Annotated in this window: 22 protein-coding genes; 18 read left to right on the plus strand and 4 right to left on the minus strand. The window is 69.5% G+C overall.

The features are described 5' to 3' along the window. Window positions 1-422 precede the first annotated feature (422 nt). From eccCa to ACFOSH_RS11005, 5 genes are all read left to right on the plus strand, one after another. Window positions 423-4430, plus strand: a complete 4008-nt coding sequence (gene eccCa / locus ACFOSH_RS10985) for a type VII secretion protein EccCa (RefSeq protein ID WP_378238621.1) — start codon at window positions 423-425, stop codon at window positions 4428-4430. 68 nt (window positions 4431-4498) lie between these two features. After that, window positions 4499-6439, plus strand: coding sequence for a type VII secretion-associated protein (locus ACFOSH_RS10990; protein WP_378238622.1), 1941 nt, complete (start codon window positions 4499-4501; stop codon window positions 6437-6439). 12 nt (window positions 6440-6451) lie between these two features. Then, window positions 6452-6814 (plus strand): hypothetical protein, encoded by a 363-nt coding sequence (locus ACFOSH_RS10995; protein WP_378238623.1) that lies wholly within the window; start codon window positions 6452-6454, stop codon window positions 6812-6814. Between the two features lie 233 nt (window positions 6815-7047). Next, window positions 7048-7368, plus strand: a complete 321-nt coding sequence (locus ACFOSH_RS11000) for a WXG100 family type VII secretion target (protein ID WP_350573364.1) — start codon at window positions 7048-7050, stop codon at window positions 7366-7368. Between the two features lie 53 nt (window positions 7369-7421). Next, a complete protein-coding gene (locus ACFOSH_RS11005; RefSeq protein ID WP_378238625.1) occupies window positions 7422-7706 on the plus strand; it encodes a WXG100 family type VII secretion target in 285 nt (94 codons plus the stop codon). 118 nt (window positions 7707-7824) lie between these two features. Here the strand turns inward: ACFOSH_RS11005 and ACFOSH_RS11010 are convergent, their stop codons facing one another. Together ACFOSH_RS11010 and ACFOSH_RS11015 are read right to left on the minus strand one after the other, a co-directional pair. Next, window positions 7825-8559 (minus strand): DUF4333 domain-containing protein, encoded by a 735-nt coding sequence (locus ACFOSH_RS11010; RefSeq protein ID WP_378238627.1) that lies wholly within the window; start codon window positions 8557-8559, stop codon window positions 7825-7827. A gap of 3 nt (window positions 8560-8562) precedes the next feature. Next, complete coding sequence (locus tag ACFOSH_RS11015) at window positions 8563-9453, minus strand: hypothetical protein (protein WP_378238628.1); 891 nt, start codon at window positions 9451-9453, stop codon at window positions 8563-8565. A gap of 275 nt (window positions 9454-9728) precedes the next feature. On the opposite strand from ACFOSH_RS11015, the gene rplM reads away from it, so the two are divergent. From rplM to ACFOSH_RS11045, 6 genes are all read left to right on the plus strand, one after another. Further along, window positions 9729-10181 carry a 50S ribosomal protein L13 gene (gene rplM, locus ACFOSH_RS11020; RefSeq protein ID WP_378238630.1) on the plus strand — a complete coding sequence of 151 codons (453 nt, stop codon included), beginning with the start codon at window positions 9729-9731 and terminating at the stop codon, window positions 10179-10181. Between the two features lie 14 nt (window positions 10182-10195). Further along, window positions 10196-10711, plus strand: a complete 516-nt coding sequence (gene rpsI / locus ACFOSH_RS11025; protein ID WP_378238631.1) for a 30S ribosomal protein S9 — start codon at window positions 10196-10198, stop codon at window positions 10709-10711. A gap of 234 nt (window positions 10712-10945) precedes the next feature. Further along, a complete protein-coding gene (gene glmM / locus ACFOSH_RS11030; protein WP_378238632.1) occupies window positions 10946-12280 on the plus strand; it encodes a phosphoglucosamine mutase in 1335 nt (444 codons plus the stop codon). Between the two features lie 141 nt (window positions 12281-12421). Then, entirely contained in the window at window positions 12422-12730 is a 309-nt protein-coding gene (locus ACFOSH_RS11035) for a type VII secretion target (protein WP_378238634.1), read from the plus strand. Then, window positions 12730-15204: a hypothetical protein gene (locus ACFOSH_RS11040; protein ID WP_378238635.1), complete on the plus strand. Its 2475-nt coding sequence runs from the start codon at window positions 12730-12732 to the stop codon at window positions 15202-15204. The genes ACFOSH_RS11035 and ACFOSH_RS11040 overlap by 1 nt, the downstream gene beginning before the upstream one ends. A gap of 18 nt (window positions 15205-15222) precedes the next feature. Beyond that, window positions 15223-15720 carry a hypothetical protein gene (locus ACFOSH_RS11045; protein WP_378238637.1) on the plus strand — a complete coding sequence of 166 codons (498 nt, stop codon included), beginning with the start codon at window positions 15223-15225 and terminating at the stop codon, window positions 15718-15720. 4 nt (window positions 15721-15724) lie between these two features. On the opposite strand, the gene ACFOSH_RS11050 is transcribed toward ACFOSH_RS11045, so the two are convergent. Continuing rightward, window positions 15725-16657, minus strand: coding sequence for a cytochrome P450 (locus ACFOSH_RS11050; protein ID WP_378238639.1), 933 nt, complete (start codon window positions 16655-16657; stop codon window positions 15725-15727). A gap of 15 nt (window positions 16658-16672) precedes the next feature. On the opposite strand from ACFOSH_RS11050, the gene ACFOSH_RS11055 reads away from it, so the two are divergent. The 5 genes from ACFOSH_RS11055 to ACFOSH_RS11075 all read left to right on the plus strand — a co-directional run bounded on the left by ACFOSH_RS11055 (window position 16673) and on the right by ACFOSH_RS11075 (window position 22115). After that, window positions 16673-18370: a fatty acyl-AMP ligase gene (locus ACFOSH_RS11055; protein WP_378238640.1), complete on the plus strand. Its 1698-nt coding sequence runs from the start codon at window positions 16673-16675 to the stop codon at window positions 18368-18370. Beyond that, window positions 18360-18665: an acyl carrier protein gene (locus ACFOSH_RS11060; protein ID WP_378238641.1), complete on the plus strand. Its 306-nt coding sequence runs from the start codon at window positions 18360-18362 to the stop codon at window positions 18663-18665. The genes ACFOSH_RS11055 and ACFOSH_RS11060 overlap by 11 nt, the downstream gene beginning before the upstream one ends. Window positions 18666-18803: 138 nt before the next feature. After that, window positions 18804-19118 (plus strand): hypothetical protein, encoded by a 315-nt coding sequence (locus ACFOSH_RS11065; protein WP_378238642.1) that lies wholly within the window; start codon window positions 18804-18806, stop codon window positions 19116-19118. After that, window positions 19115-21502: a hypothetical protein gene (locus tag ACFOSH_RS11070; RefSeq protein ID WP_378238643.1), complete on the plus strand. Its 2388-nt coding sequence runs from the start codon at window positions 19115-19117 to the stop codon at window positions 21500-21502. The genes ACFOSH_RS11065 and ACFOSH_RS11070 overlap by 4 nt, the downstream gene beginning before the upstream one ends. 28 nt (window positions 21503-21530) lie before the next feature. After that, window positions 21531-22115, plus strand: a complete 585-nt coding sequence (locus ACFOSH_RS11075) for a hypothetical protein (protein WP_378238644.1) — start codon at window positions 21531-21533, stop codon at window positions 22113-22115. Window positions 22116-22361: 246 nt separating this feature from the next. Here ACFOSH_RS11075 and ACFOSH_RS11080 read toward each other — a convergent pair whose 3' ends face one another. Beyond that, the gene (locus tag ACFOSH_RS11080; RefSeq protein ID WP_378238645.1) at window positions 22362-23186 is read right to left on the minus strand and encodes a dienelactone hydrolase family protein; all 825 of its coding nucleotides are present in this window, start codon (window positions 23184-23186) and stop codon (window positions 22362-22364) included. Window positions 23187-23315: 129 nt separating this feature from the next. Between ACFOSH_RS11080 and glmS the strand changes: the two genes are divergently transcribed. Then, window positions 23316-25178, plus strand: a complete 1863-nt coding sequence (gene glmS, locus ACFOSH_RS11085; protein ID WP_378238646.1) for a glutamine--fructose-6-phosphate transaminase (isomerizing) — start codon at window positions 23316-23318, stop codon at window positions 25176-25178. A 14-nt stretch (window positions 25179-25192) separates the two neighbouring features. After that, the gene (locus ACFOSH_RS11090; protein ID WP_378238647.1) at window positions 25193-26638 is read left to right on the plus strand and encodes an NAD(P)H-hydrate dehydratase; all 1446 of its coding nucleotides are present in this window, start codon (window positions 25193-25195) and stop codon (window positions 26636-26638) included. The last annotated feature ends 200 nt before the right edge of the window (window positions 26639-26838 follow it).

Raw genomic sequence — 26838 nt, forward strand, 5'->3', positions numbered from 1 at the left:
CATCATCGACTGTCGGAAAAAGACCGGCAAAAGTAGGAGAGGTGACCTCCAGGACCCCTCTGACCGGCTGCCGGGCGCGTCGACTTTCGCGGGCTAATCGTGACGCTTAGCGAGCCTAAGCATTTCGGGGCCGCTGCCGCCGGATCGCGATTAGGGGGCTAAACGCATGTCGGGGGTCTGGCCGCGGGATCGCGATTAGGGGGCTAAACGCAAGTCGGGCGCCTGGCCGCGGGATCGCACTTAGCCCGCTAAACGCACGTCGGCGGAGCCGGAGCCCTACACTCCGGGCAGGCGCACGGTCCTGGCCGGGGCCGTTCTCGGCGTTGTCCGGATTTCACCGGCCGCGTTCGATAGGTTGTCTCGCGCACCAGTACGCGCACCAACGGTGGCCGCCATCGTCGAGTTTGAAGAGGGGTCCTTCGATGAGCACGCTGCAGTTCAAGAAGTCACCGCGCCTGGCGGCCCCGCGGCCGCCGGGCGGCGAGGTGCATCTCGAACCGCCGCCTGAGGTGCCGCGCACCATCCCGGGCAACATCGTCATGAAGCTGCTTCCCGCCGTGATGATCGTCGCTTCCCTCGGGATGATGGTCTTCATGTTCACCACCGGTGGACGCAATCCCATGATGATGATGATGGGCGGGATGATGGTGCTCAGCACCGTCGGCATGATGGCCGGCGGCGCGGGCAAGGGCGGCGGCGCCAAAAAGGCCGAGATGGACGAGGACCGCAAGGACTACCTGCGCTACCTCGGCCAGATGCGTGACAGGGCCCGCGAGGCCATGGTCGACCAGCGCGCCGCGCTCGAGTGGGTCCACCCCGACCCGCAGACGCTGTGGTCGCTGGCCGCGAGCCGCCGCATGTGGGAACGCCGCCAGAACGACCAGGACTTCCTCCACCTCCGCGTCGGCCGCAGCTCGCACCGGCTCGCGACGCGGCTCGTGCCGCCGCAGACCGGCCCGGTCGACGAACTGGAGCCGATCGCCACGCTCGCCCTGCGCCGATTCGTCCGCGCGCATTCGATCGTCCCGGACCTGCCGACCCAGATCACCCTCCGCGGGTTCGCCGCGGTCAGCATGCAGGGCGACCGCGGCCTCACCCGCGGTCTCACCCGGGCGATGCTGGCCCAGCTGGTCGCCTTCCACAGCCCCGACGACGTCCTCATCGCGGTCGCGACGGCGGGACGCGCCAAGGAGGAGTGGGAATGGGCGAAGTGGCTGCCGCACGCCCAGCACCCGGCGCTCGCCGACGGCATCGGCCAGCTGCGGATGATGGCCGGTTCCCTCGCGCAGATCGAGCAGTGGCTCGACGAGGAACTCCGTGACCGCCAGCGGTTCTCCCGCAACGCGACGCCCGCCCCGGACCAGCCGCACGTCGTCATCATCGTCGACGACGCCGAGGTCACCCGCGAAGAGCAGATCATCCTCGAAGAGGGCTTGGTCGGCGTCACCCTGATCGACCTTTCCGACTCCATCGGCAACCTCGCGGCCCGTCGTGGCCTGCGGCTGGTCGTCGAGGAAGACCGCCTCGGCGCGCGCAGCGCCGGCGGCGTCGAGTGGTTCGGCCGTCCGGACACGCTCAGCGTGGTCGAGTCCGAAGCGCTGGCACGACTTCTCGCCCCGTACCGCGTCGGCACCGCCGCGCAGGACGCCGCCGAGGAAGAGCCGCTGCTGTCCAACCCCGGCCTGCTCGAACTGCTGGGCATCCCCGGCGACCCGATGACCTTCGACGTCCAGCAGGCTTGGCGGCCGCGCCCGGTGCGCGACCGCTACCGCGTCCCGTTCGGCGTCGGCGAGTACGGCCAGCCGGTCGAGCTGGACATCAAGGAAGCCGCGATGGAAGGCATGGGCCCGCACGGCCTGTGCATCGGGGCGACCGGTTCCGGTAAGTCCGAATTCCTCCGCACCCTGGTGCTGGGCATGCTCGCCACGCACTCGTCGAGCACGCTGAACTTCGTCCTCGTCGACTTCAAGGGTGGTGCGACGTTCCTCGGTCTGGACGCCGCCCCGCACGTCTCCGCGGTCATCACCAACCTCGCGGACGAGGTCACGCTGGTCGACCGGATGAAGGACGCGCTGGCCGGCGAGATGAACCGGCGCCAGGAAGCGCTGAAGAACGGCGGTAACTTCAAGAACGTCTGGGAGTACGAAAAGGCCCGCGAGAACGGCGCCGACCTCGACCCGCTGCCCGCGCTCTTCATCGTCTGTGACGAGTTCTCCGAGCTGCTGGCCGCGAAGCCGGACTTCATCGACCTGTTCGTCGCCATCGGGCGGCTGGGCCGGTCGCTGCAGATGCACATGCTCCTCGCGTCGCAGCGGCTGGAAGAGGGCAAGCTGCGCGGTCTCGACTCGCACCTTTCCTACCGCATCGGTCTGAAGACCTTCTCCGCCGCGGAATCCCGTGCCGCGATCGGCGTGCCCGACGCGTTCGAGCTGCCGTCCGTCCCCGGTGGCGGTTTCCTCAAGTACGACACCTCGACGCTGGTCCGCTTCAAGGCCTCCTACGTCTCGGGCCCGTACCGGCCCGCGGGTATCAAGGCGGCGGGCCCGGTCGCGACCGTGGTCCGCGCGGACAAGCGCCCGCAGCTGTTCGTCCCGGACTTCGTCGAACTGCCGAAGGAACCGGAGCCGCAGCAGATCGAGGCCGCGCCGGTGGAGGAGAGCAAGCCGGAGGAGGCCGTCGAGCCCAGTGAGCTCGACGTGATCGTGTCCCGGCTGCTCGGTCAGGGCCCGCCCGCGCACGAGGTCTGGCTGCCGCCGCTCAAGGAGCCGAACTCGCTCGACACCCTGCTGCCGAACCTGAACCCCACCGAAGACCGCGGTCTTTCCCCGGTCGGGTTCTTCGGCAACGGACGACTGCAGGTGCCGATGGGCATCGTCGACCGCCCGTACGAACAGCGTCGTGACCTGCTGTGGGCCGACTTCTCCGGTGGCGCCGGGCACGGTGTGATCGTCGGCGGCCCGCAGTCGGGCAAGTCGACCATGCTCCGGACGCTGATCATGTCGATGGCGCTGACCCACACCCCCGAGGAAGCGCAGTTCTACGCGCTCGACCTCGGTGGCGGTACGTTGGCCGGTCTTCAGGGCCTGCCGCACGTCGGTGGTGTCGCCGTCGCCCGCCGCGAGCCGGACAAGGCCCGCCGGATCGTGGCCGAGCTGACCACCCTGCTCACCGAGCGGGAAGGCCGGTTCGGTGCCTTGGGCATCGACTCGATGAACGAGTTCCGCAACCGCAAGCGGCGGGGCGAGATCAAGCCCGAGGACGACGCCTTCGGTGACGCCTTCCTGATCGTCGACAACTGGAAGGCGCTGCGGGACGACTTCGACGAGCTGGAGATCTCGATCACCAAGCTCGCCACCCAGGGTCTTTCCTACGGCGTGCACGTCATCATCGCGGCGAACCGGTGGGCGGACATCCGCCCGGCGATCAAGGACATGATCGGTTCCCGGTTCGAGCTGCGCCTCGGTGACCCGAGCGAGTCGGACATCGACCGCCGGGTCGCGGTGAACGTCCCGGCCGCCCGGCCCGGCCGTGGCCTGACCAGGGACAAGCTGCACCTGCTGACCGGTCTGCCGCGCATCGACGGATCGAGCAGCTCGGACGACATCGCCGCCGGTGTCGCCGACGCCGTGGCGAAGATCAAGGCCGCGTGGCGGGGCCGCCCGGCGCCGCAGGTCCGCCTGCTGCCGGAGATGGTCACCTACGACGAGGTCCTCAGCATCGATTCCAAGCGCAATTCGAAGCTGGTGCCGATCGGCGTCAACGAGGAAGACCTCCAGCCGATCTACCTCGACTTCGCCGCCGATTCGCACTTCTACGCGTTCGCGGACGGCGAGTCGGGCAAGACGAACCTGCTGCGGCAGATCACCCGGGGCATCACCGAGCGGTACACGACGCAGGAAGCGGTCATCATCCTCGTCGACTACCGGCGCACGATGCTCGGTTTCGTCGGCGGAGACCAGCTGCTCGGCTACGCGGTGTCCGCCGCGCAGCTGGACAGCATGGTCAAGGACGTCCACGGGTCGATGACCCGGCGGCTCCCCGGTCCGGACGTCACGCAGGAGCAGCTGAAGACCCGCTCCTGGTGGACCGGTCCGGAGCTGTTCGTCATCGTCGACGACTACGACCTGGTCGCCACGCAGTCGAGCAACCCGCTGAAGCCGCTCGCCGAGTTCCTCGCCCAGGCGAAGGACGTCGGTCTGCACGTGATCGTGGTGCGCCGGAGCGGTGGCGCCAGCCGGGCGATGTTCGACCCGATCCTCGGCAAGCTCAGGGAGATCGCGGCGCCCGGTATGGTCATGAACGGCTCGCGGGACGAGGGCAACCTCGTCGCCAACGTGAAGCCGAGCCAGATGCCGCCGGGCCGAGGCAACCTCGTCACCCGGAAGCACGGCAAGCAGCTCATGCAGGTCTCGTGGATCCAGCCGGACTGACCTCCCGCGGAACCAGGTGAGGGACGGGCCGGGCTCGGGGTGAAGACGACGATCTGCGGGAGTGGCTTGTGACAGTGCGGGTAGCGGTGGACTTCGGGACATCGAGCACCTGCGTAGTCGCTTCGATCAACGGCCGCGAACCGCAGGTCGTCGTGGTGGACGGGCAGCCGCTGATGTCGTCGGCCGTCTACGCCGCGCCGGACGGGACGCTGTTCGTCGGCCAGGAGGCGGAACGGCAGGCGGCGGTGGATCCGTCGCGCTACGAGCCGAATCCGAAGCGCCGGATCGACGAAGGCGACCTGCTGCTGGGCGACAACGTCCTCCGCGTGACCGACGTCGTCCACGCCGTGCTGAAACGCGCGGTGACCGAGGCACGCCGGCTCGCCGGTGACGCCGAGGTCGAGTTGCTCGTGCTGACCCACCCGGCCGATTGGGGCGCGACCCGGACCCGGCTGCTCCGGCAGGCGGCGGGCGGGCTCGCGCGTCAGGTCGCCCTGGTGCCGGAGCCGGTCGCCGCGGCGGTCTATCACGCGGCGACGTTCGCTCCGGCCGAGCTCAACTCCGAGCGCACCGTCGAGTTCAGCGGCCGTCCCGGCGACGCCCTCGCGGTCCTCGACCTCGGGGGCGGCACCGTCGACGTCTCCGTGGTCCAGCGCATGCCCGGCAGCCCGGCGGATCGCAGTTCGCCCGCTAAACGCGCCGGGTTCCAGGTGCTGGCCACCCGGGGGGATCCGAGCTTCGGGGGAGCGGACGTCGATCAGGCGCTCCTGGAGCACGTGGGGTCGCTCGTGTCGTCCGTCGATCCGCCGGAATGGCGGAAGCTGGTCGAAGGCCGCGAACTCACGGACCGACGACGGCGGCGCGTACTGCGGCAGGACGTGCGCGGCGCGAAGGAGACGCTGTCGCGGCACGCGTACACCGACGTCCCGATGCCGCCGCCGTTCGCCGACGCCCATGTGACCCGCGAGGATCTCGAGCGGCTCATCGCGGGCCCGCTCGGGCGCGCGGTCGAGCTGACCGTGGCCGCGATCGGCGAATCCGGGCTGCGGCCCAAGCAGCTGACGGCGATCTTCCTGGTGGGCGGGTCGAGCCGGATCCCGATGGTGTCCCGGCTGGTGCACGAGCGGACCGGTGTCGTGCCCACCACGCTGGACCAGCCGGAGACCGTGGTCGCCCGCGGCGCCCTGCGCGCGGTGCTGATCGACCCGGACCGGACGGGCTCGCTGGCGGGCTCCGCGGTCTCCCGGGTCGGCGGCGCGCCCACGCCCGCCCCCACCGACCGGCGCCCCCAGTTTCCCCACCGGCCCACCGCGCCCCCGACCCCGCAGAGCGCGTTTAGCCCGCTAAACGCGACGCGGCCGCCGGGGCCGCCGTCGCCTCCGATGGGACAGCAGGGGATAGCGCCACCGCCGCCGTGGCGGCCGGGTGAGTCCTTCCGCGAGACCAAACCCGCCGAGCGGGGCGGGAAGAACAAGAAGACGTCCTGGATCATCGCGGCGGCCGTCGTGGCCGTGGCCGCGGTCGTCGGTGGTGTTCTCTTCGCGATCAACAGCGGGGAGGCCGAACCGGAAGGCCGGACGCTCGCACAGTACGACTACCGCTTCATCGCGCCGACGGACTGGACACAGACCGACGACCGCGTCGCCGACCGTCAGGTGGTGATCCATCCGAGCGAGTCCCTCACCGGCGACGACCTAGTGGTCGCCCAGGAGTACGTGATGGACTACGACGCCACTGCCAACAGACAGAAGCTCGTCGACAACCTCAGTACCGGGGCGACGAACTCGCCGGAGAAATACAGCGGCTTCAACGGTTCCGCGAACTACGCGGGCAAGACCGTCGTCTACTACCGCGAGACCAAGCCGAAGGCACGCGTCGACTGGTACGTCGTCGCTCAGGGAAAGATCCGCGTCCACATCGGTTGCCAGTACGGCACCGGCTCACCGCTCGAACAGCGGGTGAGCGCGGCCTGCGAGCAGGTCGTCAAAACGATGGTGGTCGTCAACTGAAGGGGGAGGCGCATGCCACCCGAATCCGAGACCCCCGCCGAACACTTCGCGCGAACAGGACGCGACGCGGTCACCTATGTCCGGCAGGTCGCCCGCACGGCCAAGGCGCGGTACGAACGCCGCCGGGGCGAGAACGCCGAACTGGCCAAGCAATTCGGCAAGGGGCGGCTCGCGGGCGGAGAGACCGCGCCGACTCCGAGCGTCGTGCGGAACGCCGCGAAACGGTTCCGCGCGGGCGCCGGACTTCCGGTCCCCCCTTTGCCCTCAGCGGCAGACTTGGTTCCCTTTCGGCCAGAACCAGTGGCCCGACGGCCACGGGTGGGTGACGAGGACGACGACTTTTCGCAGTCGCGAATTATGCGCCGCGTCGATTGACCGATCACTGTGCACTTGCGAAATCCCCTGGTGAAAGCGCTTTTCTTCGCGTGAATCACCGCGTGCGCGCCGAGCTCTCGCGTGCGGTTCCCGCCGGGAGCGTTAACGCAAGCAACTACTTGAAACCAACGAGCGACAAGAGGGAACCAGACGTGGCAGTGTCTCCGTCGTAGGTCCGTACCAAACGAACTTCACCGAGTACGGATAAACCACGAACGAAGGGGGCAGCTCCCATGGCCGGCGGCTTTCAAGGAAACGTCGAACAGTTCACCCAGGCTGAGAAGCGGGTGACCGAGGTTCGCGTCTCGATGGACCAGAACCTGAGCAAGCTTCGCGACAACATCGAGGCCACCCGCGCGGGTTGGACCGGCGACGCCTCGATCGCGTTCAACAACGTGATGAAGCGCTTCGACGAGACGGGCCGTGGACTCAACCAGGCCCTCCAGAACATCGGTGACCTGCTCGAGCAGGCCGGCTCGAAGTACAACGCTTCCGAGCAGCAGCAGCAGGAACTCATCAACTCGGTCAACAAGGGCTTCGGCGTCCTCGGCTGATCTGGCTCCACCCCGCGACAACCCCAAGACTTTCTTGATCACTGGAGGAAATCATGAGCGAGATGAAGGTCGATTACGCCACGATCCACGCGGCGGCCGACGACTGCAAGAACACCGGCGGCGAGCTGGAGTCCCTCTTCGGTCAGCTGAAGAGCGACCTCGCCCCGCTGGTCAACACCTGGCAGGGTGACGCGCAGACCGCGTACCTGTCCGCGCAGACCGAGTGGGACAACAAGTTCGAGGAGCTCAAGCAGCTTCTCGCGCAGGTCGCCGGCGTGCTGCCGCAGCTGGCCGACGGTTACCAGAGCACGGAGCAGGGCGTCACCGGCCTGTTCTGAGTCTCACGCTCCGAACGAGCAACGGCGGGCAGGCATCTTCGGATGCCGAGCCCGCCGTTTCGTTTTTGTCAAAGGAAAAGCCGCGACGGGTGTGCCGCCGCGGCTTTTTCCGTGTCCGTCAGTGCGGCGCGCCGATCTCGAATTCCGGGGTGGTGTTCAGCACCCGGACGGTGACCTTCTTCTGCTGTCCCGAAAGGTCGATCGAGCAGTCGAAGGTGGTGCCGTTCTCCACCGGCTGACCGGAAGGGCACGTCACGTTCTTCACGTCCGGCTCCCCGTAGTGCTCGTTGAGCACCCGGGTGACCCCGTCCTGGACCGACTTCTGATCGAGACTGTCACCCGCGAAAGCGCCGAGCAGCCAGGCCCCGAAGCCGCCCGCGATCACCACGGCCGCGGCGATTCCGCCGATCAGCAAAGCCTTCTTGGGTACCTTCGGCTTCTTTTCGGGCTCGGCACCGAAAGCGCCGAGCCCGCCGTACTGAGACGACTGCGCGGGCTGGAACCCTCCGCCGTACTGCCCCTGCGGGGGAGTGCCCGGATTTTGGTGCGATGCCTGCCAATCCTGCTGCGGCGCGGGCGGCTGCTGGTGTTGCTGCTGCCACGCCGCGCCCGGCGCCGGGGCCCCGCTTTGCTGCCAGGGCCCGGAAAACGAGCCGGTGACGCCGGGCTGGGCGGGCTGCTGCCACTGTCCCGTGTAGGAACCGGTGCTCGCGGCGTTCGGGTCGTTCTGCTGCCACTGCCCGGCGTGCGGTCCGGTGGCCTGCCCTTCCTGCTGCCAGCCCTGCTGCTGGTTCCCGGGGTTCGCCGGCGGCTGCCACCACTGCTGTGGCTGCTGCGGTTGCTGGTCGGTCATGCCTCAGACGCCCTTCAACTCGTTGAACCGGCGGTTGAAGTCGTCCTTGGCCGCCTTGTCCGGCAGCACGGTGATCTGCGAAGCGTCCGGCAGCTTCGGCAGGTCCTGCGTGGTCGCCTTGCCGGTGAAGCGGAAGTCGTAGCGCAGCTCGATCTTGTGCCCGTTGCCCTCGATCTTCGCCTCCATCACGATCTGGCTCAGCGTCCCGTCCGGGTTGAGGGAGACGGTGGTCCGCACCGGGGCTTTCTTCATCTCGTCCGTGATGCCGCTGCTGATCGACGTCGGCAGAACCTCCACCCGGCGTTCGATGAACTTCCCGAACGGGACGTCGGCGGTCAGCTCGATCCGCTTGTCCGGAAGGCTTTTGGCGCCCTTCACGACCTTCTTGTCCGCGTTGTAGGACACGGCGATCGCGTCGGCCATCTTGCAGGCGTGGATGATCCCGACCCACGCGCAGGGAATGGTCAGCCCGGCCTCGGACTTCAGCATCGAAACCCACGGCGTCGGGGCGAGGCTCTTGTAAACGGGGCCGAGGTACACGTATTCGACGGCACCGTCGGCCGGGGTGTACCAGTCGATGCTGTCGTCCGGGTTCTTCTGCGAGCGCTGACGGCTGACCCGTGCCTCCGGGGAACCGGTGCGGGCCGAGGAGATCGTGCTGCGGACGTACTTCTCGTCGAACCGGAAATAGGCGCCCGATTCGCTGGTGACGTCGCGCTGGTCGCCGATGGTCTCCTGCAGCTTGTTCATCGCCGTTTCGAACTTCGTGCCGACGTAGGTCGCCGCGTCGTCGCCCTTCGGCACGGCTGTGCCCGCACGCGCCTGGCCGCAGGCTGTGGTGAGCGCCAGTACGGCGCCCAGCACGCACAAGATGGTCGTTGGCCGTTTGTTCATCGCCGTTCCCCTGATCGAGTCCCCGCGCGCGGTGCGCGTCCGGATCGTCTCATCCTCTCCCGCGAAGGACGATGCCGTGGGCGGTTCCGCCACACCGGCGAGGTACAGTTGCGGGGCGCCCGCCGGGCGCCGGTCCTAGTATGGGACCCCGGACCGACCCCCGCTTCGCAGTAGGGTCGGGCGTGGGGGTATCTTCATATGTCGTTGTGCGCTGCGGCGCGTAAGCGCTAGGCCCGCACAGAACCCACACGCAATGTTGACGACGAGGTAGACCCTTGCCCACGTACAGCCCCAAGCCCGGCGACGTCACTCGTGCCTGGCACGTGATCGACGCCGAGGATGTCGTGCTCGGCCGGCTCGCGACCGAGGTCGCCACGCTGCTGCGCGGCAAGCACAAGCCGACCTACGCCCCGCACGTGGACACCGGTGACTTCGTCATCATCGTCAACGCCGAGAAGGTCGCGCTCACCGGAAACAAGCGCGAGCAGAAGTTCGCGTACCGGCACAGCGGTTACCCCGGCGGTCTGCGGAAGCGTTCCTTCGGCGAACTGCTCGACACCAAGCCCGAGCACCTGCTCGAGAAGGTCGTCAAGGGCATGCTCCCGAAGAACAAGCTCGGCCGCGCCCAGGCGAAGAAGCTCAAGGTGTACGCCGGCGCCGTGCACCCGCACGCCGCGCAGCAGCCGCAGGCGCGCGAGATCACCAAGATCGCGCAGGTCGCGCAGTGAGTGAGGAACAGTCTGTGACCAGCACCGAGGAGACCGCGACCGAGGCCACCACCGAGGCCGTCGCGACCACGGAGACCCCCGCAGTCGGCGAAGCCGTCGCGACCAGCGAGACGCCGGCCGCCCCGCGCCCGTCGCGTGCCGCCGGTGGCAACGCCCAGACCGTCGGCCGCCGCAAGGAAGCCGTGGTCCGGGTGCGCGTCGTTCCCGGTACCGGTGAGTTCAAGCTCAACGGCCGCACGCTCGAACAGTACTTCCCGAACAAGGTGCACCAGCAGCTCATCCGTGAGCCGCTGGTGACGGTCGACAAGCCCGACTCGTTCGACATCTTCGCCAACCTGCACGGTGGCGGGATCTCGGGCCAGGCCGGCGCGCTTCGTCTCGCGATCGCCCGTGCGCTCGTCGAGGTCGACGCCGACGACCGCCCGGCCCTGAAGAAGGCCGGCTTCCTGACCCGTGACGCCCGCGCCACGGAGCGGAAGAAGTACGGCCTCAAGAAGGCCCGTAAGGCCCCGCAGTACAGCAAGCGCTGATCGCGCCTCTGGCGCAACCCGCGGAAGCGCCCATCCGTCTCTCGGATGGGCGCTTCCGTGTTTCCAGGGTCCCGTCGTTCCCGGGGCCCCGTTGTCACAGCAGTCCCGTGTGCCCCACGCGTTCGCCTTTAGCGGGCTAATCGCGCTCCGCGCGTCGCGTTTAGCCCGCTAAACGCGAAGAGGGGGTGGGGGACTGGCTAGGTTGTCGTGGTGGTTTTTCAAGGAGGTCGACAGATGGCTCGCCTATTCGGTACCGACGGCGTACGTGGCCTCGCCAACGAGGAGCTGACCCCGGAGCTGGCGCTCTCGCTCGCCGCCAGCGCCGCCCGCGTCCTCGCCGCCCACGACCGTTCGCACCGCCCGGTCGCGGTCGTCGGCCGTGACCCGCGTGCCAGCGGCGAGATGCTCGAGGCCGCCGTCGTGGCGGGCCTCACGTCCGCCGGCGCCGACGTGCTCCGTCTCGGCGTCCTCCCGACGCCCGCCGTCGCCTACCTGGTCGGCTCGCTCGAAGCGGATCTCGGCGTGATGATCTCCGCCTCCCACAACCCCATGCCCGACAACGGCATCAAGCTCTTCGCCGCGGGCGGCCACAAGCTCCCCGACGGGATCGAGGACGAGATCGAGGCCGGTCTCGCCGCTCCCGTCACCCGCCCGACCGGGACCGGCGTCGGCCGCGTCAAGGACGTCCCCGACGCGGGTGACCGCTACACCCAGCACCTGCTGTCGGCCACCCCGCACCCGCTCGCGGGCCTGCGTGTCGTCGTCGACTGCGCCAACGGCGCGTCGTCCTTCGCCGCCCCCGAGGTCTACCGCAAGGCCGGCGCCGAGGTCATCGCGATCCACGCCGACCCGGACGGCGTCAACATCAACGAGCACTGTGGGTCGAATCACCCGGACGCGTTGCGCGCGGCCGTCGTCGAGCACGGCGCCGACCTCGGCATCGCCCACGACGGTGACGCCGACCGCTGTGTCGCGGTCGACGCCGCGGGCGAACTCGTCGACGGCGACCAGATCATGGCCGTCCTCGCGCTCGCCCTCGCCGAGACCGGCGAACTGACCAAGAACACCCTGGTCGCGACCGTGATGAGCAACCTCGGCCTGCACCTGGCGATGCGCGCGCACGACATCAACCTCGTCACCACCGCCGTCGGCGACCGCTACGTCCTCGAAGAGCTCCGCGCGAGCGGGTTCGCGCTCGGCGGCGAGCAGTCCGGCCACGTCGTCCTGCCCGCCTTCGCGACCACCGGCGACGGTCTCCTCACCGCGCTGCGCGTGATGAGCCGCATGGCGTCCACCGGCAAGTCGCTCGCCGACCTCGCCGCCGTCATGAACCGCCTGCCGCAGGTGCTGGTGAACGTCCCGGTGGCGGACAAGGCGGCGGTCGCCGTCTCGGCCGCGGTCCGCGACGCCGTCGGCGCCGTCGAGGCCGAACTCGGCGAAGAGGGCCGTGTCCTGCTGCGCCCGTCGGGCACCGAGCAGCTGGTCCGCGTGATGGTCGAAGCCACCGCGCACGACACCGCACAGGCGGCCGCCGACAGGCTCGCCGGAGTCGTCTCCTCCGCCTCCTGAGCCCTCCCGCGATCTTCCTTCCCAAGTCGCTGCGCACGGGTTACCGGCCCGGTACATTCCGTGTGCGGGTCACCGGCACCGAAACGGTGCCGCGCGCGTCCGATCATGGATGGGACGTGAGCACTCAGGGGAGGGTGAAGAGTGACGGGCAAAGGGCACAAGGTCGACACGGCGCAGCTGAACGAGGCCGCCAAGGTCCTGCAGGACCTGCCCAAGCAGGCCTGTGAAGGGCCGATCGGGGCGGTCGAGCAGATCAACCTGAGCGCGGCGAGTTTCGGGCCCGCGCACGGTGACTGCTTCACGGGCTATTCCGCGAGCATCCAGCGCATGGCGAAGTGCGCACGGAGCTACCTCGCGGCGTCGGACGAGTTCGGCCGCAAACTCGCGGCGTCCAAGGACCTCTACCAGTCCAATGAGGACGCCGGCGCCGCCGAGATGAGGAAGCACTGATGGGCCTCGCAGATGTCGGCGGTGACGTCGGCCACGACATTCCCAGCCGGGCCGAGGTCGAGAAGATCCTCAACGACCCGAACATCGACCGCGACACCAAACGCGAACTCGCCCTCAACTACATCGACTACATCGAAGACGAGACCCCGGAAAGCTGTGGTTTCGCCAGCGAAGCCGAGCGGAACGGCTTCCGGGACTACATCAAGTCGATGAACGGTGACTGGATCACCGAAAGCGACATCGGCGACAACGACGCCTACCTCGAAGACGTCCAGAAGGCGTACAAGGACGCGCACGAGAAGTACGACGCGAACCAGGCCGCGGGGCGACAGGGCGATCGCGACGCGCTCAACAAGGACGCGGCGAAGAGCCAGGAGATCGCCGGTCGCGCCACCGAGACCGACCCGGGCTGCGCGAATTCGAACGACATCATGGTCCCCGGTCTGTCGGGGTTCAAGGTCTACGAGATCTTCCACCCGCTCTACGTCCGCGCGCTGGGCCTGGCGGGTGGCGGGGCGGCCGTCTCACTCGGCGAACTCCAGCGGCTGTACCACGAGCAGGACAACATCCCGTTCAACCTGTTCAAGGCGAGCGCGGACGAGCTGACCGCGGTCGGCACGGCCGTCGCCGGATCGGCGCAGGACGTCTCCGGGAAATTGGGGAATTCACTCGGCACCTGGGAAGGGCCCGCGGCCGATCAGGCGCGTGCCTATCAGAAGGCCTATTCGGACAAGACCGGTCTGGTAGCCGAGGCCTTCAAGGCCGCCGGTGACGGGCTTCTCCGGACCAACGCCTCGGTGGGCAAGTTCTGCCGGGAGAAGGTCGATTGGCTGCAGAAGTGGTACACCGACAACATCGACGGTGCCACGGCGCAGGACATCGAGCGGATCATCCGCATCGCCGACGGTTCGTGCAGCCAGAACGACATCATCCACTGCATCAAGTTCCTGAGCATCGAAGCCAAGAACGCGTTCAACGACGACGGCGGTGACATCGACCAGAGCACCATCGACGAGGTCCTCAAACCCCAGTCGGTGGCCTGGCTGAAGAACGTCTTCCTCGGCTGGTTCGGCAAGCACATCGAGAACTTCCAGCTGGTGTGCAAGAACACGCGCGACGCGATCAACGGCGCGTGGAAGGCGTACTTCGATTCACTCGGCCAGGTGGTCGAGAATCCGTTCGCGGATCTGGGCAAGACCCCGGAGACGGGTGGCGAAAAGCCCGTCGAGAAGGGCGGCGGCGGCAAGGACACCGGCGCAGGCGGCGGCCCGTCTTCCGGTGGGGGCGGCCCGTCTTCCGGCGGTGGTGGGCAGAAGCCGCCGCCGAGCGCCGTCGAATACAAGCAGCCGGAAAAGCCCGAGGTGCCGGAAGTGCCGGGGCAGGAGAAGAACCCGGTCACGGACAAGCCGCTCGACGTCGACCCGGCCACCGGCGAGCCGTATCCGATCGACCCGCGCACGGGCGAGGCGATCAAGAACGACACCGGCGGCACCCAGCCCGAGACGATGACGGTCGAACAGGGCGACCGCAAGATCTCCATGGCCGAGCCCGGCGCCGACGGGAAGATGGACATCTCCGTCCAGGACGGCACCGGTCAGGCCAAGGACTACAACCTCGATTTCGGCGACGGCAAGGCCACGCCGGGAACAGGCGACGCGGCGGGCGGACCCGTCCACAAGGACACCGCCGAGCGGCTGGACCAGCAGGCGGCTTCGCGTCCCCTCGCGAGCCCCGGCCAGGTCTACCAGCCGGGACCCGACGGCAAGATCCACATCGAGGACGGCGGCCTCAAGATCATCGCGGAACAGCCCGGAGGCCCCGGCGGGCCGACGCTGGTGACCGTCGACGACGGATCGGGTCAGCCGTCGAAGTACACCTTGGGCGAAGACGAACCCGCGGGCGGTCGTCACGCGAGTCCGGAGTCCACGCCGCAGGCCGCCGGAAGGCACGCCGCGGAAGGCGTCGCGGCCCGGCCGGTCGAAGAGGTCGCGCGGCAGCAGGCTGAGCCCGCTGCCGGTCCGCACGACGCCACGTCCGGCGGTACCGGCGGCGGAGCGCCCGCTTCGGCGCCTGCTCACCCTGTCGAGTCGGTGGCGGCGGCGACGGACGACGCCTCCGAATCGACGACGGCCCAGTCGTTGAGCAACCCGTTCGACGGCGAGGACAACGGCCTCGGCGACACGTCGGATCCCGCCGGGACCGGTGGCGGCGCGACCGCCCCGTCGGCGCCGTCCGGACTCGGTTCCGCTCCTGGAGGGGGCGCCCAGGATCCGGCCGCGGCCGGAGCGGGGATGATGGGCGGCATGGGCATGATGGGCGGCGGTGCGGCCGGAGGCGGCCAAGGGGGCGGCGAAGACCAGCAGCGCACGTCCAGCGGATACCGCGTCGACGGCGGCCTGTTCGACACCGCGACGACGACGGGCAGCCGGATCAGCGGCTCGCTCGACGACGACGGCGTCATCGGCTTCCGTTAGCGGTCAGGGGAGGGATCAGTGAATCCTGAGGAGGATCTCGCCGGACTCCGGCACAAGCTGGCCGGGCTGGAGCGCGAGAACGGCGACCGGATGTACCTGGTCGACAACCGGGCGACCAAGGCGATCGAGGAGACCCGGTCCGCGGGCGACAAGCTCAAGCAGGAGACGAGCGCGGCGCTGACCGCGCGGCTTGAGCAGAAGCGGCGAGCGGAGGCCGCGGGCGGTTGGGCGACCGAGTCGACCCTCAGCGACAAGGTCGAGGACGACGGCGACTTCGGGTTCGAGGAGGACGAGACCGAGAACGAGCGCCGCGCCGGGTACCGGGCGGCCGACGAGCCGCCGATCTCGTACCGGCCGCCTGCCCCGACCGGTCCGGCGCCACAGGCTCCGCCACCACCCCCGCCGCCTCCGATGTCTGTGCCTGTGCCGGAAGAGCGTCCGGCCGGGCGGCATCGGCGGTCGGCCGCGCGGGGTGACGACGACGATTTCGCCGAAACCGACTGGCTGGCGACCTGAGGGGTCAGGCGCACAGCACCACGATGGCCCGTTCGACGCCGTGGAAGACGGCGTGCGTCTTGTATCGCACGTCTTCGGCGACGTGGTCGGGAGTCAGGATCTCGGCGAGGGCGCGAAGCGCGGCTTCGCCCTCGGCGACCGCGACCCGCGAGCCGGGGCAGGTGTGCCGTCCGAGGCCGAACGCGAGTTCGGCCTCGGGGCCCAGCGGGATGGCCAGTTTGTCCCCGGTCTTGAAGTCCTTGTCCGCCATGGAGAACGGCGCTGTCACCCGGCGGGCGGCGAAGCGGGTCGGGGCGATTTCGTGGATCAGGCCGCGGACGTCGTCGAGGACGTCTGGGCGGCGTAGGAGTTCGAGGCCGGCGAGGGCGAGGAAGTTCATGGAGTTCTCGTACGCCGCGTGGGCGAGCATGACCGGGGTGATCATCAGCTCGTCTTCGGTGACCCGGCCCGCTTCGTGTGCTTCGCGGAGCAGCGCCAGCCCGCCGCCTTCGACGGCCTTCGCCTTCAGGAAGAACATCGCGACCCTGATCGCGGCGGTGTCGGCCCCGCCCGGCCCGCCCGACCAGACGTCCAGGTTCGCGGCGGTCTCCGAAAGGTTCGTCAGCAGCTTCTCGCCGAGCGGCTCGACCGTGCCGAGCACCGCCTCCGTCACCCTGGCCGCCGCGGGCCTGGCGAAGTCGGCCACCAGGTCGAACCGCCGGAGCGACTTTAGCCCCCTAATCGCGACGCGCAGGTCCGTGAGCACGGCGTCCGGCAGGGGCTCCACCTGGGCGATGACCTCCTTGACGACCGCGCGCAGCCGCCGGTGGTCCGCGCCGTCCATCAGCAGGAGGTTCGGGGTCTCGGCGGCGCCACCGCCCGGGTTCGAGCTGAGCTCGCGGTCGCGCAGGGCCTTGACGCGGTCCGCCGGATCGTCCAGCACGAAGAAGTCGTCCACGCTCGTATGATGCCCATGCCGCGGCCGGAGGATGTGCCAGTGCCCTCAGAAGTACCCGACGAAGTGCTGCGGACCCCGCTCGTGCGGCGCCTGCTCGAGCGAGCCGAGGTCGAGCGCCCGGCGTACACGCACCTCGATTGCTCGAACCGGCACGAACCCGTCGAGGACACGCTGACCTGGGCCGAGCTCCTCGTTCACGTTCGCGCTGTCGCGGCGAAGCTGCGCGAAGTGATCCAGCCGGGAGACCGCGTCGCGATCACGGCGCGGCAGGACCTTTCTTACGTCGTCGCGTTCTTCGGCGCGCTGTACGCCGGGGCCGTCGCGGTGCCACTGTCCGCGCCGGACGTCCGCGCCCACCGCGAGCGGCTCGTCGGGGTCCTCAACGACTGCGACGCCGACATCTGGCTGACGTCGGAATCCTTGGTCGAACGGCTGACGGAGTTCGCCGAGGCCGAGCCGGTGCCCGCTCCCCGCGAGATCGTCGCCGTCGACACCCTGCCGCTGGACCCGGTGGACCGGTCGCTGCCGTCGCCGGTCGCCCCCGAGGACCCCGCCTACCTGCAGTACACCTCCGGCACGACGCGCTCGCCCGCCGGCGTGATCATCACGCATCGGGCGTTGTCGGCCGCGTGCTGGCAGATCTGCGACGCCTACGACGTCGACGAGCGCACGACGTGCGTCGGCTGGATCCCGTTCTTCCACGACATGGGGCTGGCGCAGCTGATCGCGGGGACGATGCATTCCGGTGGGCGGACGGTGTTCATCGCGCCGCTGGAGTTCATCCGGCGCCCGGAACGCTGGCTGCTGCTGATGTCGGCGTATCCGAACACGCTCACGGCGGCCCCGAACTTCGCGTACGACCTGGTGACCGAGGCCGTGCCCGAGCCGAAGCGCGCCGAGTACGACCTCTCGACGGTGTCGATCGCGCTCAGCGGCAGTGAACCGATCCGGGCGGCGACCGTCCGGGAGTTCCTGGCCGCCTACGAACCCCACGGGTTCCCGAGGGGCGCTTTCCGGCCGTCCTACGGGCTGGCCGAGGCGACGGTTTACGTCGCCAGCGGCGATTCCGGCGGCCCGGTGGTGACCGAAGTGGACGGCCGCGAGGTTGTCGAGATCGGACGGCCCCGGGGCCAGCGGGTCCGCGTCGTCCCGGCGCCGGATCGCGTTTTGCCCGCTAAAGGCGAAGTGGGCGAGATCTGGGTCAAGGGGCCCAACGTGGCGGCCGGGTACTGGCGGCGCCCCGAGCTGACCACCGAGGTGTTCGGCGCCGAGTTCGACGGCGAAGGCGGCTGGCTCCGCACCGGGGACCTGGGGACCATCCGGAACGGCAGGCTCTCCGTGACCGGACGCCTGAAGGACCTGATCATCATCGACGGCCGCAACCACAGTCCCCACGACATCGAAGAGACGGTCGCCGCGGCTCACCCCCTTCTCGGACCCGACAGGGTCGCCGCCTTCGCTGTCGACAGCGACGAAGGAGAGGGCGTCGTCGTGGTCGCCGAGCGCGCTCGAAAGGCGCCGGACTTCGACGAACCCGAGATCGCGCGGGCGGCCACCCGCGCCGTCGCCGAGCGACACGACGTGCGCCTCCGGGCCTTCTTCCTGGTGAAACCCGGTGGGCTGCCCCGGACCTCCAGCGGCAAGGTCGCGCGTTCCGCGGCCAAAACGCGGTATTGGACGGCGGATGGGACAGAATCCCCCCATGGCAGCTGACGGGAGTGAATACGTCGACGAGATCAAGGCACTCGTCTGCAAGACCTTCGACGTGGATCCGGACACCATCGACGAGAACACGCCCTTCGCCGAAATGGGCGTCGATTCCCGCCGCCGGGTCCGGCTCCTGGCGACGGTCGAGGTGGAGTTCGGTATCGACATCGACCTCGACGAGCTGGATCGCCTGGTCGACATCCGGGGCGCGGCGACCGTTCTCGCCGAGGCCGTCGAGGCGGGCGGCAAACCGCGAAAACGCGGTCTACCAGGCCTCTTGCGCCGAAATCGTTTGAGTTAGCAAAGGTGTGAATGTCCCTGCGGCTGCGTTGACCGGTGGGTACATTCTGTGTGCATATGCGACGGCACCTGATGCCGCCGGCGTGCGTCGTAGGTAAGACAACGAGGCGGATACAGCGGGACGAAGGGGGCACCGGTCATGCCGGACGGGGGCTACAAAGCCGATTCAGAGGCGATGCTCACGGCGTCGACGTCGTTGGATCGTGCGGCTGAGAACACGACGTCCGAGGCGGGGAAGGTGGGGCCGACCCAGGTCCAGCCCGCGGACTTCGGCCGGGTGCACAAGGACTACCAAAAGGGCTACGCCACCGGAATCCTCGCCATTTCCGACGCGATGAAGGGCTACGCGGGCCAGCTCACGCAGCTCGCCGGCGGGGTCAGCACCGCGTCGACCCGCTACACCTCATCCGACCAGGCGAGCGCCGCGGCGGCCAACAAGGCGGGGACGCAATGAGCAAGTACACGTGGGAGCAGAAGAAGGCCCTGCTCGACGACCCGTACATCACGCAGGGCACCAAGAACGCGCTGCTCTTCGGCGGGGACTCGGCCTACGAGAAGGCCATCGCCGAGCGTGACTCGAACGCGGCCGCGGACAAGAAACAGAAGAGCGCCGTCGACAAGGCGGACAAGGATCTCGACTCCATGGCCAGGCCGGCCGCGGGCGGTGCGACGACCAAGTCCGACCAGGTGCTCGACCTCGGCAACCCGGCGCTGGACTTCTTCTCCGACTGGATCGAGCAGGTCTGGAACAAGATGCCGGACAAGCCGTCCGAAATGAATTACAAGACCGACATCTGGGACCGGTTCCACGAGAACCGCGAGATCAACTTCCAGGCGATGTTCGACGAGGTCGAGGATCTCGGCGACGCTAAGAAGGCCGTCGAGCAGACCGGGACCGACGCCACTTCGGCGCTGACCACGCTCTTCCACGACTGGAAGGGCGAGGGCGCGACGGCGGCGAAGGTCAAGTACGAGCAGCGGATCCAGCCTGACGCGAAGGAACTCGTCGCGCAGATGGACGGCGCCATCAAACTGGTGCCCGCGACGATCGACAAGATCTACACCGCGCTCAAGCTGAAGGTCGACGAAACGCTGAAGCTGCGTGTCGACAAGGTCGCCACGGCGCCGCTGTTCACGGCGAAGCAGGTCGTCGAGATCGCGAACGGCAAGGTCGACTCCAAAGACAAGCTCATGGACGTCGCGTACTGGCTGGACTCCGCGTGCCCCGGCAACAACCTCGCCGAACGGCTGCGTGACGACGACTGCGACCTGAACGACGAGAACAAGGACTACGCGATCGGGGCCGCGAAACAGTGGCTGAAGGGGTCGTTCGCGAAAGAATTCGGTGAGCGGTTCGAGAACTTCAAGAAGCTCTGCAAGAACGCGACCGACACGATCAACACGCAGTATCACGAGCTTTCGCGGTTCATGGAGGACTACACGAACCCGTTCCCCGCGGCCGGGTCCGAGAAGCCGCCGGGCTCGGAGAAGAAGCCGCCGGGCAGCGACGGCAACGGCAGTGGCAGCGGGACCCCGCCCGGCGGTGGCGGTGGGACCCCGCCCGGTGGCGGAGGTGGCACGCCTCCCGGTGGTGGGGGCGGCACGCCGCCGGAGGCCTCGGTCCCCGAGGCGCCGAAACCGGAGGACAAGCCCGCCGACGGCACGAACCCGGTCACCGGGAAGCCGCTCGAGATGGACCCGGAGACCGGCAAGCCGTACCCGATCGACCCGGCGACGGGTGAGGCGATCAAGGACGGTATCGACGGTCAGGACACCATGACCGTCGAAAAGGGCGACAACAAGATCGAGATGTCCGAGCCGGACAAAGACGGCAAAATGGATATCAAAGTCGACGACGGCAAGGGCAACGAGAAGGACTACAAGCTCGACTTCGACGACCCCAAGGGCGAAGACGGCAAGCCCGGCGAAGAGGGCAAGGACGGCGACTTCGGTCCGCAGGGTGCGGTCAAGGAGGGCGAGCCCGGCAAGGACGGTGTCTACCGGCCCGGTCCGGACGGCAAGATCCACATCCAGGACGGCAACCTCAAGATCACCGCCGAGCAGCCGGACGGCCCGAACGGCCCGACCGTGGTGACCGTCGACGACGGCAAGGGCGAGCCGACCACCTACACCCTCGACGAAAAGGGTGAGAAGAAGGAACTCAAGCCCGGCGATGTCGTCCAGACCGACGACATCAAGAACGGTCTCGACGACCGGAATCCCGGCAACCCGCAGCCTGGCAAGCCCGATGACATCCGCACGATGCCAGCCCCGGCCGACGGCTTGGCCCCTGGCGGCGGTGGCGGTTTCAGCGCTCCGGGTGGCGTCGAGGTCGGCGTCGGAGCCGAAGGGACCGCCGCTGAGTCGGCGGAAGCTTCCGGTGGAGCCGCGTCGGGTGCGGGTGGCGATGGCACCGTGCCGACGTCCAGCGGTGGCGGAGGCGGCGGCAGCTTCGAAGGCGCGCTCGGTGGTGTCGGCGAGGGCGGTTCGGCGGGTTCGCTGAACGAGGCTGGTTCGCTTGAGGCGGGTGCGCAGTCCGGAGGCGGCGCGCAGCCGGCCGCGGCCGATGGCGGTCTCGGGGCGGCTCCCGGCGGGATGGACGCGGCGCCCGCCGGTGCCGGAGCCGGTGCTGGTAGCTCGGCCGGTGGGATGGGCGGCATGATGGGTGGAATGGGCGCCATGGGTGGCGCGGCCGGTGGTGGCGGGGGCGACACGCAGCGCGGGTCGAGCCAGTACCGCGTCGAGGGTGGCATTTTCGAGACCAGTGGCGCGGGCGGCCGGATCAGCGGTTCGCTCGACGACGAGGGTGGCGACCGTTCGATCAGCTACGAGCGATGATCGGTAGCCGGGGAACGAGGGAGGACCGATGAGCGCTGTCGACCGGCTGGCGGCCGCCATGTCCAGGCAGGACGCCGCCATCACGGAACAGGCGGAGCAGCGCGGGCTGCGGGAGCGGCATCTCGCCGACGCCAAGGCCCAGGCGGCGGAGACCATGCAGAAGGACGCCGCCGTCCACGACAAGTACGCGGCCCACATGCAGGAACTGGGGAAGCGGAGCAAGGAGGCGGGTGGCTGGCTGACCGGCAAGACGACCGCCGACCGCAGCCACACGATCGGCTTCGACATCGAGGACGACGACAAGCCGGACGCCCGGTTCGCCGAGTTCGGCGCGCGTCAGGTGCCCGACACTTCGCGGCCGGCGCCTCTTCCGCCGCCACCGCCTCCGGTCGCGCCGGGCGTGCCCGGGATGCCGGCGACGGTGGACGTCCCGCCGCCCGCGGCGCCGACGCCCGCTCCGACTGGCGGGATGCCCGAAGCGCCTGGCGCCCCTGGCGTCCCCGGGACTCCCGGCGCACCTGGCACGCCCGCGCGTCGTCGGGGTCGTCACGCCCGTGACGACAAGGGCTTCGACGACGACGACTTTTCGAACAACTCGTGGATGGTCGACTGACCCGCTTCACCGCACTTCAGGGCCCGGCTCACCAGAGCCGGGCCCTTCTCTTACCCCCTTCGCCCGCCCTGCCCCCACGTCGACTTTCGCGGGCTAATCGCGATCCGGTGCCGCCGCGCCTCGCCTGGGACCGCGTCGTCTTTAGCGGGCTAAACGCGACGCGTAGGCAGGCTAAGGAACAGGGAGCGCGTCCGGGGCAGGATCGCGATTAGCCCGCTAAACGCAGGTCGGCGCCGGGGGAGCGGGTCAGGCGGCGGGTTCGTCCTGGGTCTCGATCGGGGCGCGTTTGACGTCGGCGTCCAGCAGCGGCTGGTACTTCGTCGTCCCCGTCAGGTGAGTGAGGAAGAACGCGGTGAACAGCGCCCGCGTCAGCTGCTGGGTCCCGCGGTGCGGCTTCCCGTGCAGCAGGAGCTGGCTCCAGTGCTTGCCTTCGGTGACGCCGAGGTGCGACGACTTGCCGAGCGTCCGCAGCTGCACCGGCCCGCCCCACGCGTCCGCGATGGCCTCGGCATGCCCGACCGGCGGAGCGACCAGGTCTTCGCCCGCCGCGAGATGCAGGCCGGGCACGGTCACCGACCGGGCCGACACCGTCGCCGGCGGCAGCGTCTGCGCGGGGGTGATGGTCGCGACAGCGCGGATCTCCGGCCGATCATCGTTCTCGGCGGCCTGCGAGGCGGCCAACACCGCCGAGCCGCCGCCCGTCGAGTGCCCGGCCAGGCCGAGCTTCGCCGGGTCGACGCTGATGCCGTCCGGTCCGAGCCGGACCGTCGTGATCAGCTCGAGCGTGGTGAGCAGGTCGCCGGCCAGCAGCCGGTGCGACGGCAGCGGCCCGCGCTGGGTGGCCGGAGCCGCCGCGACGATGCCCCAGCTCGCGAGGTGCCGGAGCAGGTGCCGGTAGCTCCCGGTGGGCTGCAGCCAGCCGTGCCCGAACGCGATCGCGGGCAGACCGAGCCCCGAGCGGGGGGTGAACACGACGCCGGGCAGTCCGACCAGGGCGAGGTTGCCGCGCAGTACCTCGTGCGGACCTGGGTGGGACAGCTCCGCGAGCAGCTGCTTGGGCTTGCTGGCCATGCTCGTGACCTTACTGCCCGCACTCCCGTCCGGCCCGCGCGCCGCCCCGCGCATCGCGTTTAGCCCGCTAAAGGCGACGCGCCACCGCCCGGGCGAAGGGGGCGAATTTCCGTCGTTAGGCTGGTGGCCGTGTGTGGAATCGTGGGATACGTCGGACACCGCCCGGCCCTGGACGTCGTCATCGGCGGGCTCCGCCGGATGGAGTACCGCGGCTATGACTCGGCAGGCGTCGCCGTCCTCGACGGCGCGGGCGCGCTGAAAGTCGAGCGCAAGGCGGGCCGTTTGGCCAACCTGGAGACCCAGCTCGACACCGTCGGCAGGGACGCCTTCACCGGCACCGCCGGCATGGGCCACACCCGCTGGGCCACCCACGGCGCTCCGGTCGACCGCAACTCGCACCCGCACCGCGACGCCTCCCAGCGCGTCGCCGTGGTGCACAACGGCATCATCGAGAACTTCGCCGCCCTGCGCGCCGAACTCGAGGCCGATGGCGTCGAGATGGCGAGCGACACCGACTCCGAGACCGCCGCGCACCTGATCTCCCGCGCGTACGCCGAGGGCGACACGAAGGGCGACTTCCCGGCCAGCGTCGCCGCGGTCTGCCGTCGTCTCGAAGGCGCGTTCACCCTGGTCGTGACCATCGCCGACCAGCCGGACACCATCGTGGCCGCTCGCCGTTCCTCGCCGCTGGTGGTCGGCGTCGGAGAGGGAGAGCACTTCGTCGCTTCCGACGTCGCCGCGTTCATCGAGCACACCCGCGAGGCGGTCGAGCTCGGCCAGGACCAGCTCGTCGTGATCACCCGCGAGGGTTACGAGGTCGCCGACTTCCACGGCGACGCCGCCCAGGCCAAGCCGTTCACCGTCGACTGGGACCTCTCGGCCGCGGAAAAGGGCGGCCACGAGTACTTCATGCTCAAGGAGATCGAGGAGCAGCCGGAAGCGCTGGCGAACACGCTGCGCGGCCACTTCGACGGCGGCCGGATCATCCTCGACGAACAGCGCATCTCCGACCAGGACCTGCGCGACGTCGACAAGGTCTTCGTCGTCGCCTGTGGTTCCGCGTACCACTCGGGCCTCGTCGCCAAGTACGCCATCGAGCACTGGTGCCGTCTCCCGGTCGAGGTCGAGCTGGCCAGCGAGTTCCGCTACCGCGACCCGGTGCTGGACCGCGCGACGCTGGTCGTCGCCGTCTCCCAGTCGGGCGAGACCGCGGACACCCTCGAAGCCGTCCGTCACGCGCGCGAACAGAAGGCCCGCGTCCTGGCTGTCTGCAACACCAACGGCGCGCAGATCCCGCGCGAGTCCGACGCCGTCCTCTACACGCACGCCGGTCCGGAGATCGGCGTCGCCTCGACCAAGGCGTTCCTCGCGCAGATCGCGGCGAACTACCTGGTCGGCCTGGCGCTCGCGCAGGCCCGTGGCACCAAGTACCCGGACGAGGTCGCCCGCGAGTTCGCCGAGCTCGAAGCCATGCCCGCCGCGGTGCAGAAGGTCCTGTCCACTGTGGACCAGGTCCGTGACCTCGGCCGCCGGATCGCGGACTCGAAGGCGGTACTGTTCCTCGGCCGTCACGTCGGTTTCCCGGTCGCCCTCGAAGGCGCGCTGAAGCTCAAGGAACTGGCGTACATGCACGCCGAGGGTTTCGCCGCCGGCGAGCTCAAGCACGGCCCGATCGCGCTGATCGAAGAAGGCCTGCCCGTCGTCGTGGTGATGCCGTCGCCGAAGGGGCGCGCGGTGCTGCACTCGAAGCTGGTGTCGAACATCAGCGAGATCCAGGCGCGCGGCGCCCGCACGATCGTGATCGCGGAGGAGGGCGACGAGACCGTCCGCCCGTTCGCCGACGAGCTGATCGAGATCCCGGCCGTCCCCACGCTGCTGCAGCCGCTGGTTTCCACCGTCCCGCTGCAGGTGCTGGCCGCCGAGATCGCCCGCACGCGCGGGTACGACGTCGACAAGCCGCGTAACCTGGCGAAGTCGGTCACCGTCGAGTAAAGACCGGAGGCGTCGTGCAGGGAATCTGGACCACGGAACGGATTCGCGCGGCGGAGGACAGGTTGCTCGCCGTCACTCCCGATGGCGAGCTCATGCGGCGCGCGGCTTTCGGCTTGTCGGTGCACGCCGCCGAGATGCTGGCCGAGCACACGGGTTCGGTGTCGGGGCGGCGGGTGACGCTGCTCATCGGGTCGGGTAACAACGGCGGTGACGCCCTTTGGGCCGGCGCTTTCCTGCGCCGCCGCAATGTGGCGGTCTCCGCGATCCTGTTGAAGCCCGAACGCGCTCACGGCCCGGGGTTGGCCGCCTTGAAGCGATCCGGCGGCAAGGTTGTGTCCATCAAGGACAGTCCACAGTGGATTCGCCGAGCGGATCTCGTGGTCGACGGGATCGTCGGTATTTCGGCGCGAGGGCCCTTGCGGCCGGACGCCGCCGCGCTGCTGGAGTACGTGAGTTCGCCGGTGCTGGCCGTCGATCTGCCGAGCGGGGTGGATCCGGACACCGGCGCCGTCGAGGGGCCGGCGGTCGCCGCCGACCGGACGGTCACTTTCGGCGCGCTCAAACCGGTGCATGCCCTCGCGCCCGCGTCCTGCGGCGAGATCGCCTTGGTGGACATCGGGCTGCGGCCGGAACTCGGCGAGCCCGATCTGCGACGGCTGGACACGGCCGATGTCGCCGCGGCGTGGCCGACGCCCGGACCGGACGACGACAAGTACAGCCAGGGCGTGGTCGGCGTCGCGGCCGGGTCGGCGACGTATCCGGGGGCGGCCGTGCTCGCGGCCGGTGCGGCGGTGCGGGCGACGTCCGGGCTGGTGCGATACGCCGGGCACGCCGCGGACGTGGTGCGCGGGCACTGGCCCGAGGTCATCGCGACGGGCTCGGTGACGGACGCCGGCCGGGTGCAGGCGTGGGTCGTCGGGCCGGGGATCGGGACCGGGAACGAGGGACGGGATGTGCTGCGGTTCGTGCTCGGGCGTGGCGTGCCGGTGTGCGCGGACGCCGACGCGACGACGATCATCGCGCGTTCGCCCGACGTGCTCGACGCGCGGGATCCGGACACGCCGCTCGTGCTGACCCCGCACGCGGGGGAGTTCGAGCGGCTGATGGGTTCGCCGCCAGGAGCGGACAGGGTAGCGGCGGCGCGGTCGGCCGCACGGAAGTACGACGCCGTCGTGCTCTTGAAGGGGCACTGCACGGTGGTCGCGGCGCCGGACGGGCGCGCGCTGGTGAACACGCCGCGGGGATCGTGGCTCGCGACGGCCGGTTCGGGGGACGTGCTGTCCGGTCTGGTCGGCGCGCTGCTCGCCGCCGGGCTCGACCCTTGGCTGGCGGCGGGGGCGGCCGCGCATGTCCACTCGCTCGCCGGGGCGCTGGCCGCCGGCGGCGTCCCGACCTCGGCGTCCGGCATCCTGGGCGCCGTCCCCGACGCCCTCCGGTCCCTTCGCTCTCCTGCCTCCTGACCAGGGCCCCGACCTGCGTTTAGCCCCCTAACCGCGCTCTGCGGGCGGGTGCCGTCAGAGCGCGATTAGGGGGCTAAACGCAGGTCGGCGGGCCGGGAGGGGGAGAGGGGAGAAATGCGAGAGTTATCGAGTTACGTGTTAACTCCAGGCGAATAATCTGGTAAGAAGCAGGTGTGAGCGCCGACACCCACCCCGCCGAG

Origin of the sequence: Amycolatopsis speibonae (genome assembly GCF_042647925.1) — a bacterium.
GTDB classification, from domain to species: domain Bacteria; phylum Actinomycetota; class Actinomycetes; order Mycobacteriales; family Pseudonocardiaceae; genus Amycolatopsis; species Amycolatopsis speibonae.

Coding starts and splice junctions, on each gene's coding strand:
- eccCa (WP_378238621.1), top strand. CDS start 423: ATGAGCACGCTGCAGTTCAAGAAGTCACCGCGCCTGGCGGCCCCGCGG.
- ACFOSH_RS10995 (WP_378238623.1), top strand. CDS start 6,452: ATGCCACCCGAATCCGAGACCCCCGCCGAACACTTCGCGCGAACAGGA.
- ACFOSH_RS11000 (WP_350573364.1), top strand. CDS start 7,048: ATGGCCGGCGGCTTTCAAGGAAACGTCGAACAGTTCACCCAGGCTGAG.
- ACFOSH_RS11005 (WP_378238625.1), top strand. CDS start 7,422: ATGAGCGAGATGAAGGTCGATTACGCCACGATCCACGCGGCGGCCGAC.
- ACFOSH_RS11010 (WP_378238627.1), bottom strand. CDS start 8,559: ATGACCGACCAGCAACCGCAGCAGCCACAGCAGTGGTGGCAGCCGCCG.
- ACFOSH_RS11015 (WP_378238628.1), bottom strand. CDS start 9,453: ATGAACAAACGGCCAACGACCATCTTGTGCGTGCTGGGCGCCGTACTG.
- glmM (WP_378238632.1), top strand. CDS start 10,946: ATGGCTCGCCTATTCGGTACCGACGGCGTACGTGGCCTCGCCAACGAG.
- ACFOSH_RS11040 (WP_378238635.1), top strand. CDS start 12,730: ATGGGCCTCGCAGATGTCGGCGGTGACGTCGGCCACGACATTCCCAGC.
- ACFOSH_RS11055 (WP_378238640.1), top strand. CDS start 16,673: ATGCCGCGGCCGGAGGATGTGCCAGTGCCCTCAGAAGTACCCGACGAA.
- ACFOSH_RS11060 (WP_378238641.1), top strand. CDS start 18,360: ATGGCAGCTGACGGGAGTGAATACGTCGACGAGATCAAGGCACTCGTC.
- ACFOSH_RS11065 (WP_378238642.1), top strand. CDS start 18,804: ATGCCGGACGGGGGCTACAAAGCCGATTCAGAGGCGATGCTCACGGCG.
- ACFOSH_RS11070 (WP_378238643.1), top strand. CDS start 19,115: ATGAGCAAGTACACGTGGGAGCAGAAGAAGGCCCTGCTCGACGACCCG.
- ACFOSH_RS11075 (WP_378238644.1), top strand. CDS start 21,531: ATGAGCGCTGTCGACCGGCTGGCGGCCGCCATGTCCAGGCAGGACGCC.
- ACFOSH_RS11080 (WP_378238645.1), bottom strand. CDS start 23,186: ATGGCCAGCAAGCCCAAGCAGCTGCTCGCGGAGCTGTCCCACCCAGGT.